Source organism: Thauera terpenica 58Eu, from assembly GCF_000443165.1.
Taxonomy (GTDB): domain Bacteria; phylum Pseudomonadota; class Gammaproteobacteria; order Burkholderiales; family Rhodocyclaceae; genus Thauera; species Thauera terpenica.
This window is the reverse complement of record NZ_ATJV01000114.1, coordinates 1-17062: the sequence shown is the minus strand read 5'-3', so window position 1 is coordinate 17062 and position 17062 is coordinate 1. Positions and strand designations below refer to the sequence as shown.

23 protein-coding genes are annotated in these 17062 nt (G+C 61.9%); 6 read left to right on the top strand and 17 right to left on the bottom strand.

The window, feature by feature from the left end; all coding sequences use genetic code 11:
- Positions 1–37 precede the first annotated feature (37 nt).
- Positions 38–814 carry a PEP-CTERM sorting domain-containing protein gene (locus M622_RS37920; RefSeq protein ID WP_021250956.1) on the top strand — a complete coding sequence of 259 codons (777 nt, stop codon included), beginning with the start codon at positions 38–40 and terminating at the stop codon, positions 812–814.
- 116 nt (positions 815–930) lie between these two features.
- On the top strand, positions 931–1368 hold the full coding sequence (locus tag M622_RS37915; RefSeq protein ID WP_031347558.1) for a low molecular weight protein-tyrosine-phosphatase: 438 nt from the start codon (positions 931–933) through the stop codon (positions 1366–1368).
- 96 nt (positions 1369–1464) lie between these two features.
- Here M622_RS37915 and M622_RS37910 read toward each other — a convergent pair whose 3' ends face one another.
- The 4 genes from M622_RS37910 to M622_RS37900 form a co-directional block, all read right to left on the bottom strand.
- Positions 1465–2067: a PEP-CTERM sorting domain-containing protein gene (locus M622_RS37910; RefSeq protein WP_021250954.1), complete on the bottom strand. Its 603-nt coding sequence runs from the start codon at positions 2065–2067 to the stop codon at positions 1465–1467.
- 231 nt (positions 2068–2298) lie between these two features.
- Positions 2299–3018: an HAD family hydrolase gene (locus M622_RS37905; protein ID WP_021250953.1), complete on the bottom strand. Its 720-nt coding sequence runs from the start codon at positions 3016–3018 to the stop codon at positions 2299–2301.
- Positions 3019–3093: 75 nt separating this feature from the next.
- Positions 3094–3588, bottom strand: coding sequence for a GNAT family N-acetyltransferase (locus tag M622_RS0120760; protein WP_031347555.1), 495 nt, complete (start codon positions 3586–3588; stop codon positions 3094–3096).
- On the bottom strand, positions 3585–3875 hold the full coding sequence (locus tag M622_RS37900; RefSeq protein WP_021250951.1) for a type II toxin-antitoxin system TacA family antitoxin: 291 nt from the start codon (positions 3873–3875) through the stop codon (positions 3585–3587). Before M622_RS37900 ends, M622_RS0120760 begins: the two co-directional genes overlap by 4 nt.
- 143 nt (positions 3876–4018) lie before the next feature.
- Here M622_RS37900 and M622_RS37895 point away from each other — a divergent pair, with 143 nt between their 5' ends.
- Positions 4019–5152 (top strand): enoyl-CoA hydratase/isomerase family protein, encoded by a 1134-nt coding sequence (locus tag M622_RS37895; RefSeq protein WP_021250950.1) that lies wholly within the window; start codon positions 4019–4021, stop codon positions 5150–5152.
- A 50-nt stretch (positions 5153–5202) separates the two neighbouring features.
- On the opposite strand, the gene M622_RS37890 is transcribed toward M622_RS37895, so the two are convergent.
- Positions 5203–5538 carry a helix-turn-helix domain-containing protein gene (locus tag M622_RS37890; protein ID WP_021250949.1) on the bottom strand — a complete coding sequence of 112 codons (336 nt, stop codon included), beginning with the start codon at positions 5536–5538 and terminating at the stop codon, positions 5203–5205.
- Positions 5519–5842, bottom strand: coding sequence for a type II toxin-antitoxin system RelE/ParE family toxin (locus M622_RS37885; RefSeq protein WP_021250948.1), 324 nt, complete (start codon positions 5840–5842; stop codon positions 5519–5521). The genes M622_RS37890 and M622_RS37885 overlap by 20 nt, the downstream gene beginning before the upstream one ends.
- A gap of 207 nt (positions 5843–6049) precedes the next feature.
- On the opposite strand from M622_RS37885, the gene M622_RS37880 reads away from it, so the two are divergent.
- Positions 6050–6742, top strand: coding sequence for an MgtC/SapB family protein (locus M622_RS37880; RefSeq protein ID WP_021250947.1), 693 nt, complete (start codon positions 6050–6052; stop codon positions 6740–6742).
- Positions 6743–7277: 535 nt separating this feature from the next.
- On the opposite strand, the gene M622_RS37875 is transcribed toward M622_RS37880, so the two are convergent.
- The 6 genes from M622_RS37875 to M622_RS37850 form a co-directional block, all read right to left on the bottom strand.
- Positions 7278–7739, bottom strand: a complete 462-nt coding sequence (locus M622_RS37875) for an REP-associated tyrosine transposase (RefSeq protein WP_021250946.1) — start codon at positions 7737–7739, stop codon at positions 7278–7280.
- 1031 nt (positions 7740–8770) lie between these two features.
- Positions 8771–9943 (bottom strand): RtcB family protein, encoded by a 1173-nt coding sequence (locus tag M622_RS37870; RefSeq protein WP_021250945.1) that lies wholly within the window; start codon positions 9941–9943, stop codon positions 8771–8773.
- 30 nt (positions 9944–9973) lie between these two features.
- Positions 9974–10432, bottom strand: a complete 459-nt coding sequence (locus M622_RS37865; RefSeq protein ID WP_217995345.1) for a TraR/DksA family transcriptional regulator — start codon at positions 10430–10432, stop codon at positions 9974–9976.
- Positions 10433–10862: 430 nt separating this feature from the next.
- Positions 10863–11624: a sulfite exporter TauE/SafE family protein gene (locus M622_RS37860; protein ID WP_021250943.1), complete on the bottom strand. Its 762-nt coding sequence runs from the start codon at positions 11622–11624 to the stop codon at positions 10863–10865.
- Positions 11625–11816: 192 nt separating this feature from the next.
- Positions 11817–12098 carry a type II toxin-antitoxin system YafQ family toxin gene (locus tag M622_RS37855; protein ID WP_021250942.1) on the bottom strand — a complete coding sequence of 94 codons (282 nt, stop codon included), beginning with the start codon at positions 12096–12098 and terminating at the stop codon, positions 11817–11819.
- The gene (locus M622_RS37850; protein ID WP_021250941.1) at positions 12085–12351 is read right to left on the bottom strand and encodes a type II toxin-antitoxin system RelB/DinJ family antitoxin; all 267 of its coding nucleotides are present in this window, start codon (positions 12349–12351) and stop codon (positions 12085–12087) included. The genes M622_RS37855 and M622_RS37850 overlap by 14 nt, the downstream gene beginning before the upstream one ends.
- 190 nt (positions 12352–12541) lie before the next feature.
- On the opposite strand from M622_RS37850, the gene M622_RS40245 reads away from it, so the two are divergent.
- Entirely contained in the window at positions 12542–12931 is a 390-nt protein-coding gene (locus tag M622_RS40245; protein ID WP_157282154.1) for a hypothetical protein, read from the top strand.
- A gap of 81 nt (positions 12932–13012) precedes the next feature.
- On the opposite strand, the gene M622_RS40740 is transcribed toward M622_RS40245, so the two are convergent.
- Positions 13013–13138, bottom strand: coding sequence for a hemerythrin domain-containing protein (locus M622_RS40740; RefSeq protein ID WP_021250939.1), 126 nt, complete (start codon positions 13136–13138; stop codon positions 13013–13015).
- 81 nt (positions 13139–13219) lie between these two features.
- Here M622_RS40740 and M622_RS37840 point away from each other — a divergent pair, with 81 nt between their 5' ends.
- Entirely contained in the window at positions 13220–13489 is a 270-nt protein-coding gene (locus M622_RS37840; protein ID WP_031347550.1) for a ribbon-helix-helix domain-containing protein, read from the top strand.
- A 66-nt stretch (positions 13490–13555) separates the two neighbouring features.
- Here the strand turns inward: M622_RS37840 and M622_RS37835 are convergent, their stop codons facing one another.
- The 4 genes from M622_RS37835 to M622_RS37820 all read right to left on the bottom strand — a co-directional run bounded on the left by M622_RS37835 (position 13556) and on the right by M622_RS37820 (position 16550).
- Complete coding sequence (locus tag M622_RS37835) at positions 13556–13759, bottom strand: hypothetical protein (protein ID WP_021250937.1); 204 nt, start codon at positions 13757–13759, stop codon at positions 13556–13558.
- Positions 13760–14344: 585 nt separating this feature from the next.
- Positions 14345–15166, bottom strand: coding sequence for a hypothetical protein (locus M622_RS37830; protein ID WP_021250936.1), 822 nt, complete (start codon positions 15164–15166; stop codon positions 14345–14347).
- 14 nt (positions 15167–15180) lie between these two features.
- On the bottom strand, positions 15181–15759 hold the full coding sequence (locus M622_RS37825; RefSeq protein ID WP_021250935.1) for a hypothetical protein: 579 nt from the start codon (positions 15757–15759) through the stop codon (positions 15181–15183).
- The gene (locus M622_RS37820) at positions 15750–16550 is read right to left on the bottom strand and encodes a TIGR04255 family protein (protein ID WP_031347548.1); all 801 of its coding nucleotides are present in this window, start codon (positions 16548–16550) and stop codon (positions 15750–15752) included. Before M622_RS37820 ends, M622_RS37825 begins: the two co-directional genes overlap by 10 nt.
- Between the last annotated feature and the right edge of the window lie 512 nt (positions 16551–17062).

Here is a 17062-nt window from a genome sequence, read left to right as displayed (position 1 = left end):
CATACACCAGCCGTGACGTACTGACAGGACTCAAATCATGAAAAAGACTGCCCTCATCGCCGCCGCAGCGGCTCTGGCCACGATCAGCACCGGCGCCTCGGCTGCTTTCGTGAGTAACATCAACTCCCTCAAGGGCGACTTTCTCGTTGAGGGCTTCGCTGATGGCACGCCCGGTACCTACTCGGTCAAGCTCACAAGCCTGCTGGGCAGCGGCAACCTGAGCACAGGCCCCTCGAGCACTTATGCCGTGAGCGTCGGCCCGGGTTCAGCCGGCCCGATTGGCTCTGGTTGGGTTAATTTTGGTGCTGGCAACATCAATCTCCCCCCCGTCACGAGCAACACCCCGGTCTATAACGGCAACATCAGCATCGCTGGCCTGACTCCCGGGTCCTATCCCTTCGTGTTCGGCTCGGGCCTCGTCCTCGGTACGCACAATTTTGGCTTTAGCGGCTCGTACAATGGCAATACCACCTCGGGTGTTCTGGGCTTTCTGAACGGCCTGCTCGGCACCGGTTTCGTTAATACGAACGGCTCCGGCACCTTCGCTGTCACGGGCAACTTCACCGACACCACCGTCACCATGAACATCACCGAGACCGCCACCGACTGGCCGGGTCTGGGCGCACTGATGTGGGCTGCCGACGGCGGCCCCGTGCCCGGCAAGCTCACCAACGACTCCGACAACAAAATTGACGGCAAATTCTCCCTGAACAATATCGCCGTCACCGCCGTCCCCGAACCCGCATCCCTCGCCCTCCTGGGTCTGGGTCTGGCCGGTCTGGGTGCAGTTCGTCGTCGCAAGCAAGCTGCTTGATCAGCTCGCTTGATCGGGTCAGTCAGCGCGGCCTTGTCTGCGCTGCTTGATCGGCAACATATCTAAAAAAACCGATGCCCCTGAACCGGGGTGTCGGTTTTTTTTACGCCAAGGCCATGTTCGAAAAAATTCTCATTCTGTGCACCGGCAACATCTGTCGCAGTCCGCTTGCCGAAGAGCTGATCCGTCAGCGTGCACTCGCCGCGGGCAAGAAAGTCCTGGTCCGCTCCGCCGGCATCGGTGCGCTGGCAGGCCACGGCGCTGACAAGATCACCCAGCAGGTTTCCAATCAGCACCAGGTGGATCTCTCCGCCCACCGCGCCCAGCAGCTCAACCTCGAGCTCACGCGCTGGTCGGATCTCATCCTCGGCATGGAAAAGCACCACCTCGACTACGCCAACGACCTCGACCCCACCACCCGCGGCAAGACCTTCCTGCTCGGGCACTGGACCAGGACCGAGGTGCCCGACCCCTACCGCGAGCCCGAAGACGCGCATCAACTCGCCTACGACATCATCTCCGAGGCGGTCGATCACTGGGTAGGCAAGATCTAAGCCGCAAAAAAGCAAAAAAGGGAAAGCAAAAAAGGGGACAGACCACGATTCCCGCACAGGATCGTGGTCTGTCCCCTGCATGCATTGAGGCTTGGTTTAGCTCATGCGGCGCCGGCGCACCATGGCGAAGGCCGCCGCGCCCGCCGCCAGCAGCGCAAGCATGCCCGGCTCGGGCACAGACGCCGTCGTAGACTGAATGACGCGCTCGCCGCTGAAAGCCACTTCGCCCACCGCATACAGGTTGTCGCCACCGGTCGCCATGATGCGGGCAAAGCGCGCTTCAACCGGGGCAAAGTCCAGCTGGCTGACGTATTCCAGATCGCCACCGTGCGTGGACATCGTGTCCATGCCCCAGAACACTTCACCGTAATGCCAGGCCACCGCAAACAGCGTGGTCCAGCTCAGGTTGTCGAGCGAATATTCCAGCAAGTAGCTGTCGTTGTTGTCGACCGACAGGCGCACATCGTCGACACGGTAGAGATCGCCAAAAGAAAACGTGAAGGCCTTGTCCGTGCCTTTCCAGGACAGCGTCTTGTCCGAGCTCCACACGCTCATTTCGGCCGGAACGATACCGTCGTTGAGCACCTGCAAGCTGCCGTTGAAGCCGGTGCTGGCAGTGCTCACCACCGTCGGAATCGGCGCTGCGCTCGCAAGGCTTGCGGACAAGGCCAACACGGCGCCAAGGACAAGTTTCTTCATCGGTATTCCTTCAGGACATTTGAGCGGCTGTATCAGCGTGCCTTGCGAGCGCGGCGGGGTCGTGCCCCGCTCACCGCATCGCTGCGACAGGGCGCCTCGGTTCGAGGCCTGCCGACACTGTGTCTCAAATGGCCAGGCGTGCATGTGACCTGCTGCACGACCGGTGGCGCAGGGCTGTGGACGGCGTGCACTGCATCACGCTCGCGCGCCCAATGCAGCCTCTCCCAGGCTCTACTCAGGGCTTTTCAGCACTCGACGCTCGTCCAGCGTCTGCACCAGTTCGCTCAGATCGCCCAGCTCCACATGCGGCCTCTCCGCATGCTCCCACGCAGCTTGTTCGCGATTCACCCACGCCGCCTGCATGCCCGCGGCGCGCGCACCCAGCACGTCCTGCAGCGCATGGTCGCCGACGTGCAGGACCTCGTCGGCATGCACGCCGGCGGCCTGCGCTGCGGCCTCGAAAATGCGCCGGTCGGGTTTGGAGACGCCAAACTTGAACGCCGACACGCTGCCCACAAACAGCGGCGCCAGCGCCATGCGCGACACCTCGGCGTTGCCGTTGGACAGGCTCACCAAGGGATAGCGCGCGGCGAGAAATTCCAGCGCAGGCAGCGCGTCGGGATAAAACGTGACGTTGTGGCGTTCGGCAATGAAGACCTCGAACGCCGGTTCGGCCAGCTGCGGATCATCGCCTGCGTTGTTCAGCGCAAAGCGTAAGGATTCGCGGCGCAAGCTCGTCATGTCGTGGGCCAGGTCGGGGCGCTGCTGCGCGAGCGCATCACGCACCGCGCGCAGCGCCAGTGGGCTGGCGTACAGGGTCGCCGTCTGCGGCGCGTTGAGGGTAAGCCAGTCGTAGAGCACGCTCTCGGCACGCGCGATGGTGGGCCAGATCGGCCACAGCGTGTCGTCCAGATCCAGCGAGATGGCCTTGATTCGATTCAGATTCAGCATGATGGCGATGTTACCTGAAGCCAAGCACCCTGAGCGCAGCCAACGCCGCTGCTGGCACGGTCGTTACCAGGAACACTAGATCCAGCGCCGTGCATCCTTGGGCAGCAGCAGCAATTGCTGCTCACGCAAGGGCGATGCGATGAAGCCAAAGCGGGTGTAAAAGCGCGTCGCTTCAGCGTCGATGGGGTGAGTCAACAGCGCACGGATGCCGGCCTGCTCTGCAATCAAAACTGTACGACGGATCGCATCCTGCATCAGTCCGATGCCAATGCCACGCCCCTGATGTTGCTGTGACACGGCCAGACGCGCGAGGACCACCACTGGCAAAGGGTATTGCCCCATCCCTTTGCGGGCACGTTCCGGCGCCTCCAGCGTATTGATCTGACCGACGGTCAGACTGAAGTAAGCCACCACGCGATCATCGTCTGTTACGACAAAGGTCTTGGCTGACCCCGCGCTTTGCGCTTGCCGAGCGTGTCGCAACAACCATTCGCTCAGCGCCGGCTTGCCACACTCGAAACCTTCCAGCCGATGCTGTGGCCCCAGAGGCTGAGGGCCACGCAAACTCACTTTGAGTCCCAGGGGGCTTTGCGCGAGAAGAGATCCTGCAGCCCCCTATTGGGCTGATCGGCTTGGTCCAACAGATCCATCAAACCCTGATACTGGCTGCCCGAGACCATGAACAAACGCTGGTCCAGCAAAGTCTGCTCAGCAGCCAGACAGGCGCTATCGAGGATGAAGTCGGTCAAGGATTTATGGGCTACATCGGCCGCGCGACGCAGGACGGCCTCCTGTTGTGGCGTAGCACGCAGTCCAAGACGGGCAGAGCGGGCGCTAGCAGACGCAGTGGCAGTCATGACGGAACCTCAACCTATTTGATCAACTGCTATAATGTTAGTACAAATGACGCACAACGTCATGCTATCTCACAGTCTATTAAGCCCGCAACCAAACCATAGATACCGTTCGCCCATTGGCGCAACCCCCAAGGAGACTGATCATGAACGACTGCGTGATCCTGCGCGAAATCCCCACCGCCTGCGGCCGGCGCTTTGGCCACGCCACGCTCAACGCCCCCCAGCGCCTCAACGCGCTGTCGCTGGAGATGATCGACCGCCTCGCGCCGCAGCTCGCGGCCTGGGCGGAAGACTCCGAGATCGTCGGCGTGCTGCTCGACGGCAGCGGTGACAAGGCCTTTTGCGCCGGCGGCGACGTCGCCGCGCTCTACCGCGCCATCAAGGCCGCACCCGCCGGACAGGTCGCGCCCGAGATCGCCACCTTCTTCGAACACGAATACCGCCTCGACCACCTCATCCACACCTATCCCAAGCCCCTGCTGTGCTGGGGCCAGGGTGTGGTCATGGGCGGCGGCCTGGGGCTGATGGCGGGTGCCTCACATCGCGTCGTCACCCCCAGCACGCGCATGGCCATGCCCGAGATCACCATCGGCATCTACCCCGATGTCGGCGGCAGCTGGTTTCTGCGCCGCATGCCGGGGCGCGCCGGCCTCTTCCTGGCGCTCACCGGCGCCCCGATCAACGCCGCCGACGCGCGCTTTGCCGGCCTGGCCGACTACCTCATCGACGAGCGCGAACGCGCACGGCTGCCCGCGCTGATCGGTGCCACCCACTGGCAGGCAGCGGAGGATGGCGGCAGCGCCGCTAACCATGCACGCTTGGACGCCCTGCTCCACCCGCTCAGCGCACCTGCGGACAGCATCCCCACCTCACGCCTGCGCACCCATTTCGACCGCATCGAAGCGCTCATCGGCAACGACCGCCTGGTCGACATCGCCCACCGCCTGCGCGCCCTCACCGACGATGAAGACAGCTGGCTGGCCACCGCCGGCAACACCTTCGCCCACGGCGCCCCCAGCTCCGCCCGCCTGTCCTGGGAGCTGTGGCAGCGCACCCGTCACATGTCGCTGGCGGAAGTGTTTCGGGTGGAATACATCGTCTCGGTCGCCTGCACCAGCAAAGCCGACTTCGCCGAAGGCGTGCGCGCCCTGCTGATCGACAAGGATCGCCAGCCGCGCTGGCGCCATGCCGACCTTGGCGAAATCAGCGCCAGCGAAATCGCCGACCACTTCCGCCCCCGCTTCAGCGGCGCACATCCGCTGGCGGATCTGGATTAGGTGATGCTTGCCCAAAACCCTTGCAGGTAAATCCAGGGGCGTCTCGCAGATCAGGCGCTTGCAAGCGTCAGATGCCCGAGCGGCTCGGCAGCGGGTCGCACCTTTATCTCGATGTCGTAGCCAAGGCGATTAAGGCAGTCCATCAGCTTGCGCTCGGACAGGTTGGTGAAGTCGCCCCGCATCATGCCCGAGACTTTCGCTTGCGAAATGCCCATGCGCTTCGCTGCCGCCTGTTGCGTCAGCCCGAGCGCACGCATTGCCTTCCTGATCTCAACCACCAGGCCGGTTTTTATCTTCAGGTTCTCGGCTTCGGGGAGTCCAAGATCGGCGAAGACGTTGCCCGAACTGCGTTGAACCTCGACGCCTTCAATGATTTTCTTTTCCATCTCGTAGCTCCTGTGCCAGTGCCTCGGCCACCTTCAGCCGGGCGCGGATGATGTCCATGTCTGCCTTTGGCGTGGCGATTCCGCGCTTGCTCTTCTTCTGGAAGCAGTGCAGGACGAACACCGCTTCTGCAAACTTCACCGTGTAGACAGCTCGATAGGTGCCACCGGCATCGTCTTCGACGACCTCTAGCACCCCAGCGCCGCCGAAACCCTCGAGCACCTTCGTCGCGTCATCCTGATCGCCAATCTGCGCCAAGGACAGCGCGAAACCAAAACGTCGACGCACGTCGGGCGGCAAGGCCATCAGATCCTTGTAGCTGCTCGCGATCTACTCAAGCGGTTTTTCTTTGACGGCCATCGTTCGCAGATTATACCTGTTCAGGTAATTAAAAAATATCCACTCGCTGTTCAGCGAATTGGTGGCAAGGGTTTCTCCGTATTGTCTTAAAAACGACATTTATCGTTTAATTACCACAACTACAGATCAGTCCTCTCCTCGAGACCGCGCATCATGACGACCGACGCGCTGACCATCGTCATTCATCTTGTCTCTGCGCTGGTCGCAGGCGGCGTCATCGGGCTCGAGCGCAGTTTTCACGGGCGCCCCGCCGGCTTCAGAACCCACGCGCTGGTCTGCCTCGCCTCCAGCCTGCTGATGCTGGTCACCGTGTATCAGGACAAATGGATCCTCGATATCCCGCTGGAGACCATTCGCACCGACCCCACCCGAATGGCGCAAGGCATCATGACCGGCATCGGTTTTCTGGGCGCCGGCGTCATCTTTCGCGAGGGCCTGTCGGTGCGCGGGCTGACCACCGCGGCCTCGATCTGGATCACCGCGGCCATCGGCATCCTGATGGGGGTCGGCTTCTATCTACCGGCCATCCTCGCCACCGTTTTCACGCTGTCCATCCTGTCGGTGTTCCGCTGGATCGAATCCAGGCTGCCCGCGCACTATTACGCCCAGCACAGCGTGCGTTTCGAGCGCGACAAGGTCATGCCAAAGTCCGAGTTCGACAGCTTCCTGCTGGGCTACGGCTTCACCGCCAGCAACCTGAGCTACCGCTTCTCCGATGACGAGCTGTTCTTCGAATATCGCATGGTGATCCGCACCAACAACCAGGACAACCTGGCCCGGCTCGCCGCCGCCTTGCGCCAACTACCCACCGTGCGCGCCTTCCGCATCTCACCCACGGGTGACTGAATGGGCGATGGGAAGCACGGCCAGACGCCTCCATCTCCCATCTGATTGCAGCGCGCGCTCAACTCACACCGCATTTACTGGCCGGCGCCCAGGCGCATGCGTCGCTGCAAAGCGCCGTCCAAACGGAAACCAAGCGCACTTGATTCCGGCAGTAGGAGGGGCGCGAGCCGCGAGGGTTTCTGGTCGCTCCGTAGCGGCATTGCCGCCCGATCATTGTGAAAGGCTCGCGACTTGCGTCGCTCCTACAAAAAGCCGATGTGCGTGCGGGAGTCGGCGTGCGTGCGGGAGTCGGCGTGCGTGCGGGAGCCGATGTGTGTGCAGGAGCCGGTGTGTGTGCGGGAGCCGGTGTGTGTGCGGGAGCCGGTGTGCGTGCGGGAGCCGGTGTGCGTGCGGGAGTCGGTGTGTGTGCGGGAGCCGGTGTGTGTGCGGGAGTCGGCGTGCGTGCGGGAGCCGATGTGCGTGCGGGGGCCGGCGCGTCTATGGTGGGGTGATGTGGGGTGATCGGTTTCGTCGTGGTGTTGAGGCAGCTGGCTTTTCATTCTGGCAGCCAGACGGTGTCCCAATGCGGGTAGGCGCGCACGCTGGTGACGATGCCTGCGCGCAGCGGGTTGGCGATGACATAACGTGCGATGGCTGCTATGTCTTCTTCTGTTCGGAGTGCATGGTCGTGGAAGCCCGTTTGCCAGCGGCGCTGACCGGGCGTTTGCAGGATACGGTTGATCGACGACGCCGATCCCGCCTTGAAGCCGGCAACAAGTCTGGACAGTTCACCGTCTGCGAGTTGCACGAGCCAGTGAAGGTGGTCTGGCATGAGCACCCATGCGAGTGTTTTTGAGCGCCCGTGTGCATCGGCATGGCGCAGGTGGGCGATGGTGGTGCGCGCCAGCGCCAGATCCTCGAAGAGCGGTACGCGGTCGAGGGTGACGGCGGTGATCAGATAGATCCGCCCAATCTCGGAAACCCGGCCGCGGCGGAGGTCGATGGCGCTCGGAGGCATGCACGGAGCTTACCGGCAAATGCGCCTGGCATGAAGTCGGCGTGCGGCGATAGTGCTGCGGAGCTGAAAACCCTCGCGGCTCGCGCCGCTCCTACAGCCAGATCCACGGGTGGGTGGCATTCCTTGGCGTGGTCGGTATCCGCATGCGCGACGGCTCCCCTATACGATGCGGTTTTTTGTAGGAGCGACGCAAGTCGCGAGCCTTTTACGGCGATCGGGCGACAATGCCGCTACGGAGCGACCGGAAACCCTCGCGGCTCGCGCCGCTCCTACGGCCAGATCCACGGGTGGGTGGCATTTGTTGGCATGGTCGGTTTCCGTATGCGTGGTCGGTATCCGCATGCGCGACGGCTCCCCTATACGATGCGGTTCTTTGTAGGAGCGACGCAAGTCGCGAGCCTTTTACGGCGATCGGGCGGCAATGCCGCTACGGAGCCACCGGAAACCCTCGCGGCTTGCGCCGCTCCTACAGCCAGATCCACGGGTGGGTGGCATTTGTTGGCATGGTCGGTTTCCGTATGCGTGGTCGGTATCCGCATGCGCGACGACCCCCTATACGATGCGGTTTTTTGTAGGAGCGACGCAAGTCGCGAGCTTTTTGCGGCGATCGGGCGACAATGCCGCTACGGAGCGACCGGAAACCCTCGCGGCTCGCGCCGCTCCTACAGCCAGATCCACGGGTGGGTGGCATTCCTTGGCGTGGTCGGTATCCGCATGCGCGACGACTCCCCTATACGATGCGGTTTTTTGTAGGAGCGACGCAAGTCGCGAGCTTTTTGCGGCGATCGGGCGACAATGCCGCTACGGAGCGGCTGGAAACCCTCGCGGCTTGCGCCGCTCCTACAGCCAGATCCACGGGTGGGTGGCATTTGTTGGCATGGTGGGTATCCGCATGCGCGGTCGGTTTCCGTATGCGCGACCGCTCCCCTATACGATGCGGTTTTTTGTAGGAGCGACGCAAGTCGCGAGCTTTTCGCGATGCTGGCGCGGCACTAGCGACACGGGGCGGTGGGCTGGCGCGGCTTTGGTTGTTAGCCTTTGATGACCGCCAGGGGTTGCAGTTCGATTTGCACGTCGACCAGGTCGACCTGGTTTCTCATCACCTCGTCGATGTCCTTGTAAGACCCCGGCGCCTCGTCCAGGTCTGTGCGGTGGCGGATGGCGTGCAAGACGCCGAGCTCCTTGAGGGCTTTGATCTCTGCTTTCAGGTCCAGCGTCTTGCGGGCCTTTGCGCGGCTCATGATTCGTCCGGCGCCATGGGCGCAGGACTCGAAGGACTGTGCCTCGCCTTTACCCTTCACCAGAAAGGAGCGCGTGCCTTGAGAGCCGGGGATCATCCCCCATTCGCCTTTGCGGGCGCGGGTCGCGCCTTTTCGGTGCACGATGACGGTTTCGCCGAAATGCTCTTCCACGGCGGCGAAGTTGTGCGGCTTGTTGATGAAATCGGCGAATTCGACCTCGGGCAGGACTTGTCTGAATGCCGACTTTGCCCGTTCCATCATCAGCTTTCTGTTGGCCAGGGCAAATTCGAGGCAGTAGTTCATTTCATTCCAGTACAGCTCGAACTGATCCGAGGATTCCGGGATGTAGGCGAGGTCCTGCGACACATCCACGCCGGCTGCGGTATTCAGCTGCTTGGCGACGTCGTCGTAATGATTGGCCACGGTGAAGCCGACGTTGCGCGAGCCGGAGTGGATCATGATCCAGATGTAGCCGTCCGATCCTTTCTGTATTTCGATGAAATGGTTGCCGCCACCCAAGGTGCCGAGCTGATACAGGGCGCTTTCGTACTCTTGCTCGACGATGGGCAGACTGCCCTTGCGCTCGGGCATCCAGGCTTCGTCCTGGGGGGTCTTGTGGTGATTGAAGCCCACCGGAACGGTGTCGCGGATGATGCCCATGATGGCCTTCAGGTCCGCGGTTTCGACCTCGGTCAGGTTGGTGCGCAGGGAGCACATGCCGCAGCCGATATCCACACCCACGGCGTTGGGCACGATGGCACCCTGGGTGGCCAGGATGGCGCCGATGGGCATGCCGTAGCCTTCGTGGGTGTCGGGCATGATGGCGATGTGCTTGAAGGCAAACGGAAGGTTGGCCAGGTTGCGCGCCTGCTCCAGCGCGCCTTCGTCCATCTGCTCCTCGTCAAGCCAGAGCTTGATCGGGATTTGCTCTGTCTCAATGATTGCCTTGCCGCTGGTGTGCATGAGCTCTCCGTGTTTCGCCGAGTTCGATGGTCATCGCCCAGTGTAGGGTGAAGGGGCCTGCAGCTTTTCCCGGCGCACCTGGCATGCAAAGCAGCGTTTGGCGGTCGGGTAGGCATCAAGCCGTTTGTAGCGGATGGCCGTGCCGCAGTCGGTGCACAGGCCGTAGCGTCCGGCCGCGATGCGCTGCTCGGCCTGAACGATGTCGCGCACCTCGCCCACGTCGCGGATGATCTCGGCCTCGGTGATGTCGCGGAGCAGGGAGGCGGTCGCCGCATCGGCAGAATCGCCCGATCCGCCGATGAGGTCGACATAGTGTTCGCCGCTGGAGCGGTCAAGCACCTGCCGAATTTCTTCCAGCAAAAGGGCTTTACGCGCGTCGATGCGCTGCGCGAAGTGGGTGATCTGTTCGTTCGTAAGGGAATTTTCAGGGGTAGTCATGGCGTCATGGTCCGCAGTTTGAAAAAACAGGCACGATTCATGCCAGCGCACACCCTCGATCCCCCGGGATGCCGGTCGAGCGTAGCGACTGGGCAGCATGAAGGCAAGGGACGGCGGGTTTCCATTGACGCGGGATTCCTGTACGCGCAGCGAATCTCCGCACGCACGCCGCTTCCCGCACGCACGCCGGCACCCGCACGCACACCCGCTTTCTGTAGGAGCGACGCAAGTCGCGAGCCTTTCACAGCGATCGGGCGGCAATGCCGCTACGAAGCGGCCAGAAACCCTCGCGACTTGCGTCGCTCCTACAGCCGGAATCAAGTGCGCTTGGTTCCCGTTGCTGCAGTCCGTTTCCGTTGCCACAGCGATTCTCCGTTAGCCCGACAACTCCCCCATGCGCAACGGTTTTCTGTAGGAGCGACGCAAGTCGCGAGCCATTTGCGGCGATCGGGCGGCGCGAACCGTAGGTCTGCGTGGGCCCTCAGCGCAAGAAGAACAAAACCGTCATCACCAGCCCGGTCAGCACAATGCCCGCGCGCATCAGCGGCGCCGGTATGCGCCGTGCCAGGCGCGCGCCGAAGTAGCCGCCCGCGGTCGCGGCGACCATCATCACCAGCGCTTGCGGCCATGCCACCACCCCGCCCCAGGCATAGATCGCCACCGCAATCGCGGTCAGCAAGGCCGACACCACGTTCTTCATGCCGTTCATGGCGTTGAGCTTGGTCTGGCCCAACAAGCCGAACAAGGCCAGCAGCAAGATCCCCAGCCCGCCGTTGAAGTAGCCGCCATAAATCGACACCGCCAGCATGCCCGCTGCCGACTTGCCCGCCGACGCCTGCGTGCCGCCGCCGCTGCCCTTCAACCGGCGTAGCAAGCTCGGCCCCACCGCAAACAAGACCGTCGCCAGCAACAACAGCCAGGGCACGATCTTGCTGAAGGTCTTGTCGTCGGTCACCAGCAGCAGCGCGGCGCCGATCGCGCCACCCACCAGGCTCAGCACCGTCAGCGCGCGCAAGGTCAAACCCGGCGGCGCCTCCAGGTCTTCGCGAAACCCCAGCGCGCCCGACACATAGCCAGGCAACAGCGCCACGGTGCCGGTCGCGTTGGCCACCACCGGCGGCATGCCAACGAACACCAATGCCGGCAAGGTCAAGAAGCTGCCGCCGCCAGCAACCGCGTTCAGCGCACCCGCAACAAACGCCGCGGCCAGCAAGAGGATGAGGTGAAAGGGGTCGTTCAGCATGTGTGGCTCAGAGCGAATGAATCGGCAAAAAGTAACAGAAAGATATCGACGGCGCTCAGTGGTGATGGCGCTCATCGTCGCCTTCACCGCGCCCACGTAGGCTCAACCGAAAAGCTCGCGACTTGCGTCGCTCCTACAAAATGCCACCGTGCGAACGGGAACGGGCCGCGCTGGGTCTGGCGGTGTGCTGGCTCAACCGAAAAGTTCGCTGTGCGAGCCAAGCCGTGCAAGCCTGAGCGTGTCGGTATCCGACTTGCGATAGATCAGCAGCAGGTCGGGCTTGATATGGCATTCACGGTAGCCCGCCCAATCGCCACTCAGGTCATGGTCGCGGCATTTGGCGTCGAGCGGCTGATCGGTCGCAAGCGCCACGAGAACAGCCTTCAAATCGTTATCGAGCGTAGCCCGGTGCCGGCCCTTGGCCTCGCGCTTGTAGTCACGTTTGAACGCTGTGGCGCGGTCAATCGTCCGCATGCAGGTCTGCCATCAGATCATCGACGCTGCTGAACCGCTTGCCCTTCCCGGCCTCGAGCTCAGCAATTGCCTTGCGCGTGGTCGCGTTAGGGGCCTTCACATCGAAGGGCAGCCGGCGCTCATCGGCAATGCGCAGCATCAGCAAGCGGATAGCGTCCGAGATGGACAGACCCATTGCTTCGAGTGCCTCAGCGGCACGCTCCTTGGTGTCGGTGTCAATGCGAGCGCGGACATAGGTATCGGCGGTGCTCATGATGACTTCCCTTTGAGGTTTCAGAGGCTCCATTGTAGTCACACTGCGACTACGTCTCAAGGCCATGTCGCATGGCTGGCTTAACCAAAAAGCTCGCGACTTACGTCGCTCCTACAAAAAGCCACCGTGCGAACAGGAACGGGCCGCGCTGGGTCTGGCTGTGTGCGGGCTTGACCGAAAAGCTCGCGACTTGCGTCGCTCCTACAAGAAGCCACCGTGCGAACGGGAACGGGCCGCGCTGGGTGTGGCTGTGTGCGGGCTCAACCAAAAAGCTCGCGACTTGCGTCGCTCCTACAAAAAGCCGTCGTGCGAACGAGAACGGGCCGCGCTGGGTCTGGCGGTGTGCGGGTTCGACCAAAAAGCTCGCGACTTGCGTCGCTCCTACAAAAAGCCGCCGTGCGAACAGGAACGGGCCGCGCTGGGTCTGGCGGTGTGCGGGTTCGACCAAAAAGCTCGCGACTTGCGTCGCTCCTACAAAAAGCCGTTGTGCATACGGGAGTTGCCGCGCCAACGGAGACTCGCCGAACCAACGGAAACCGACCACGCCAACAAAACCCACCCCTGCTCGATCTGGCTGTAGGAGCGACGCAAGTCGCGAGCTTTTCCACTCGTTCCGCCGCCCCATTGCCGCCCTACCGCCCCCTACCGCCGAAAAACCGCTTCAACCACCCGCCCCCCAGCGCTCATTGGTGATACCAATCATCGTCGCCTTCACCGTGCCCACATAGTCAGCATCGTCGCGGCGGATGTGGCTCACCAGGCGGTGGCGTTCGACGTGGTCGCCCACGCGGTGCACAAATAAAGAAGACTGGACCTCATTTCATCAGCCTAGTAGGATTAAATCCTACTCACGCTACAGGAGCCACCCATGCGAACAACCCAGCAACTAAGCATTACGCTGCCAAACGATATGGCGGACATCGTGAAGGCCAAGGTGCGCACGGGCGAGTACGCCAGCGAAAGCGAGGTGATCCGCGACGGCTTGCGGGCACTGATGGCGCAAGAGCGTGCCGTTGAAAGCTGGCTGCACAACCAGGTTGGCACCGTCTATGACGCTCTGAAGGCCGACCCAGCCCGCGCAGTCACCCCGGACCAGGTGCGCGCCCATTTGGCAGCCGAGCATGCGAAGGCCCGATAGCCGCACTCTGCCTCAAAGCACTATGCGGCTATCGGGCTGTAGCCTCGGCCTCGGGTTCGGAAAGCGTCAAGCCTTCGTCAGCATATGCTCGAGATGCCGTTGCTTCAGACGCTCGGGCAGCTCCTTTTGAACGTAGTCGGCGATCGATTTCTTGCTCTGCTGCAGCAAGACGATTTCGGATGGCGTCAATTGATTTGAAGCCATCCAGATACCCTGCCTCGTTGACCGTGAGCGCGTCTGGCTCGATGCCGAAGGCTTCTTTGATTTCATCGCTGAATCGCTCCTTGTTTGATCAGTCGCACAAACTTCTTGCCAGCTACAAGCGCAGGGTTGCGTCCAGCGCTGTACAGCACGACCACATCCTCGACTACACCGTGCCCTTGGCCTTGCGCTCATAGACACGTTTGTGGTGGCGCGGTCAATCGTCCGCACGCAGGTCCACCCGCCCTCTTGCTTCTTCTCGTGGCGCTCAGTGGTGACGCCGCTCATCGTCGCCTTCACCACGCCCACGTAGGCTCGACCAAAAAGCTCGCGACTTGCGTCGCTCCTACAAAATGCGGCCGTGCATACGGGAGTTGCCGCGCCAACGGAAACCGACCACGCCAACAAAACCCACCCACGCTTGGATCTGGCTGTAGGAGCGACGCAAGTCGCGAGCTTTTCCACTCGTCCCATCACCCCATCACCGCCCTACCGCCCCCTACCACCGAAAAAACCGCTTCAACCACCCACCCCTCAGCGCTCATTGGCGATGCCGACCATCGTCGCCTTGACCACACCCACATAGTCAGCATCGTCGCGGCGGATGTGGTTCAGCAACCAGGTGGTCAGCAGTTGGTACAGCCCGTCGGCCCATCATACGAATGGCATCGGATCCAGCGGGTCGCTGCGCAGGGACAGATGCTCAAGTGGAAAGCGCCTATACGACCGGACAGTGGCGTAGGAAATCTCGCTTTCCAGCGCCACCGCGCTGAGCACCTCCATATCGACCAAACGCATCAACGCTGCGAGTTTTTCCACCGTCTCATGCACAGATACCCGTTGAGTTTCATGCGAATCAGGTACGAGCGCGAGCAGGTTGACGCTGTAACGCTCGCCCGTCCTGAGGTCACGATCGGGGCTGATCTGCGCATATAGCCCCGACACATCGGGCGAAAGACGTTCATGCAACTTCTTTTGCTTTTTTCGGGCGGCTTCAAGAAGATCGTTGAAGTCATCCGGAAAGGCTGCACGGATATAGCGCTGGGCCAGCCAGTTGGTCACGACATCCAGATCAACGCTAAAACAATTGCGCTCGTGGTCAGGAGTGATATCGAGGAATGCTGTGCGATCGACCGCAAAACGATTCCACGGTACGAACTCGAACCAAACTTCACTACCCCCGTACTGAATCGGCATGTGCAGGCACCGAGGGTGCTTGCCACCGGTACAGTTGCCCCGCTTCTTGATGGCGTCTTCAGTCTCTGCCTTCAGGCCAAGAAGAAGCTCCGCACACGGCTCGCCTTCCAGCCAGTCGTAAGTCAGATCGCACGACTGGCTCACCACCAAGCCAATCACATCCGCGACACGGTGCATCTTGAACGAATAACGCTCACTCAACGAGCGCAAATCATCATCACGCAAAACGCTTCCCTGAAGCCACCCGTTGGCCGCAATCCGCGCGCCGATAGTCGACATCGGTCTTCTGTCTCTCAGCGAAAAGGATCGGCCAGCTTCCGCCGCATGGAGAGTTCGCGCATCAGCGCGACACGCCCGCCTGCAAACTGGATCGCCTCGAAGTCCAGTGGCTCGGTACGCAACAGATCGAGCAAGCTTCGTTCGTGGATGATCGGCGTGTGCAATGCCGCGCCCGGTTGACCAAAGCCGGAACGCTCCCAGTTACGCGCTGCACGCTGCAAGGCGTTAATTCGCGCCAGGGTCGCAGGCCGCGGAACGGCTCCCTTGCGCCAGTCATAAACCGGCTTACGGGTGCTTATTCCGCAAATTTCTGCCAACTGTTTTACGTTCAGCGCAAAAACACGCTCGATCAGGTCAAGCGCGGCAGCGACACCCGGACTCCCATGAGCGGGTTCGCTGCCCCTCGCCACTTCAGGAAGAGAGGGAAACTCGCGCAGCTTTCCCGCACCGCCCGTGGTGTCCGAAAAGAATCTCATCGCGACGCCACCGCTCGCGTTAACGATGACTTCACCCAAGCCCTGCACAAACCCCGCCAAGCGGTCTACGCCAAACTGATTCGACGCCACCTGAAACCGAAATTGGGTCAGTTCCATCGCTCTGTCCTCGCAAAGTCCGTCGTCACTTTCCAGAAAGCCTCGCGCGCAGGTTCATGCAGATCGGCGAGGCGACGGCTGGCCACATCAACACTGAACGGCTCGCCTTCGAGTTCGGGCAACTCCCAGAAATGGTCGAAATCCAGCACCGCAGTCGTTTTATCGGTGGGTACCTTGATCGCCAGTGGCAAACCAAACTGCCCTTGGAGATCGGGCATCATGCCCAAACCGTGCATCCCTGCCAGAGCGCGCACCACCAGCGTACCTGCCGCTGTCTGCACCACCGTCTCGCTCAAGTGTCGAACCACCTTGCCACCGTTGTCCGATAGCGGAACAAAAGGCAAAAGCGGCGCATAAACGTAGTCTGCAAGCGCTTCATCCTGCATGGGTACGACAACGTCATTGTAGCGCAGCCCTACCCGATGCAATGACGACGGCCTTAACGTTTCAAGCAAAGCCTCTACCACCGCCATGCTGTCGCGTAAAAATCCATCAAAGCGCGGATACGTCGTCGTGGCATAGATGATTCTGTCGGCCTCAAGATGCACCGACTTCCCCAGCAAGGGCGCACGCCAGACGATATAAGGCGCTGACACCACCGTCACCCCCCGATCGCCAAGCTGCACCTGCTGGGTCACGCCCTCGGTCAACTCAGAGAACAAGGGCGCAAATCGCTCTTTCAGGGCGGCGATCGCCTGGGGTTCGAACTCGACCGACTTGAAGCGGAACTCCGCCAATACAAGCGTCAGCGGTTGCCGCTCAAGCTTCGGACAACGCTCATCCCGTGCCATGTCAACCTCCCCATTGCGACGTGCATCTATACACGAAACTATACACTTCGATCGCAACTTACCGGGGAATTCTCACACCCTCACGCGCGCGGTGTGAGGCAGCGGCGTGTGCAGCCCGCCCTACCGCCGAAGAAAACGGTTCAACCATTCGCCCCTCAGCGCTCATTGGTGATGTCGGTCCGAAAAGCTCGCGACTTGCGTCGCTCCTACAAAAAGCCACCGTGCGAACGGGAACGGGCCGCGCTGGGTCTGGCGGTGTGCGGGCTCGACCAAAAAGCTCGCGACTTGCGTCGCTCCTACAAAAAGCCGCCGTGCGAACGGGAGTTGCCGCACCAACGGAGACTCGCCGAACCAACGGAAACCGACCACGCCAAAGAAACCCACCTACGCTTGGATCTGGCTGTAGGAGCGACGCAAGTCGCGAGCTTTTCCACTCGTCCCACCACCCCATCACCGCCCTACCGCCCCCAACCGTCCTACCGCCCCTACCCACCAACCGCCCAACCGTCCTA